General features: G+C 49.6%; 2 protein-coding genes. Both read left to right on the plus strand.

The features are described from left to right. On the plus strand, nucleotides 1-629 hold a 629-nt coding region (locus tag JFN88_RS24840; protein WP_269846550.1), incomplete at its 5' end, for an ISAs1 family transposase. Between the two features lie 10 nt (nucleotides 630-639). Next, nucleotides 640-1,179 carry an ISAs1 family transposase gene (locus JFN88_RS24845; RefSeq protein ID WP_199019372.1) on the plus strand — a complete coding sequence of 180 codons (540 nt, stop codon included), beginning with the start codon at nucleotides 640-642 and terminating at the stop codon, nucleotides 1,177-1,179. Nucleotides 1,180-1,200: the final 21 nt, after the last annotated feature.

Here is a 1,200-nt window from a genome sequence, read left to right on the forward strand (position 1 = left end):
GAAATCACAAGGATAAGCTTCCAACAGGAGATGAACTTGTGATGAAAAAAAGTTTATTAGAGCTGTTTCAGGGCATTCCGGAACCGAGAAAAGGGAACGGAATTCGACATAAACTTGATGAAGTCCTGGTCATCGCCGTACTGGCGATCATCAGTGACGCACGGACGTATGTGGATATGGAAACGTTCGCCGAAGTACGAGAAGAATGGCTTCGAACGTTTCTTGAACTCCCCGGCGGTTGTCCTTCGCACGATACCTTTGGCGATATCTTGTCCGCAGTGGATCCGAAATATCTGCACGAAGCCTTTCAAAAATGGGTCGAGACCGTGCGTGAGAGAATCAGCGGAGAAGTCATTGACTTTGACGGTAAAACGATTCGCCGGAGCAAAGACGGGGCAAGTGGAAAACGCCCGATACACGTGGTTAGCGCTTGGGCAAACGAGAACCAATTGGTATTGGGTCAGATCGCCGTGGACGAAAAGAGCAATGAAATCACGGCGATTCCTGAACTACTGAAACTGTTGTACATCAAAGGATGTATCGTCACAATTGATGCGATGGGAACTCAGAAGACATCGCAGCAACGATTATTGAACGGGGAGCCGACTACGTGCTGCAAGCAAAGCTAATCAAAAAACGTTGCGGCAAGACATCGCTTACTACCTGGAAGAGGAAGTTCAAAGCCAGCCGAAGAAGCAATTGCAAGCAGCAGGGCAGTGGGCACAAACGAAAAACAAAGACCATGGGCGCATCGAAATTCGAACCTGTTATGTGACCAAAGGAATCGAATGGCTAAGCGGTAAAGCGGACTGGAAAAAGATCGCCGGGATCGGGATGATCGTCTCCGAGCGTCAAATCGGCGAAAAGCGCACCACCGAAACCAGTTACTTTATTTACGGTCAGCAAGGCGCAACGGCACAACAATTGTTGGCAACTCGCCGCAGCCACTGGGGCATTGAAAATAAGATCCATTGGGTGCTCGACACGGTGATGCGCGAAGACGAAAGCCGGGCGCGTACGGGGCATGGTGCTGAAAACTTGAATGTCTTGCGGCACCTCGCCCTGAATCTTGTCAAGAAGGAAACTACAAGGAAGGGCAGTATGCGCACCAAACTCAAAATTTGCAGTTGGGATCATAACTACCTGCTCAGAGTGCTTCAAATTCCCGTTTCAGACTGATTCCGTAAGCGATTGCCCTGG

Source organism: Paenibacillus roseus (genome assembly GCF_016424485.1).
In the GTDB taxonomy this organism is placed as follows: domain Bacteria; phylum Bacillota; class Bacilli; order Paenibacillales; family Paenibacillaceae; genus Paenibacillus_D; species Paenibacillus_D roseus.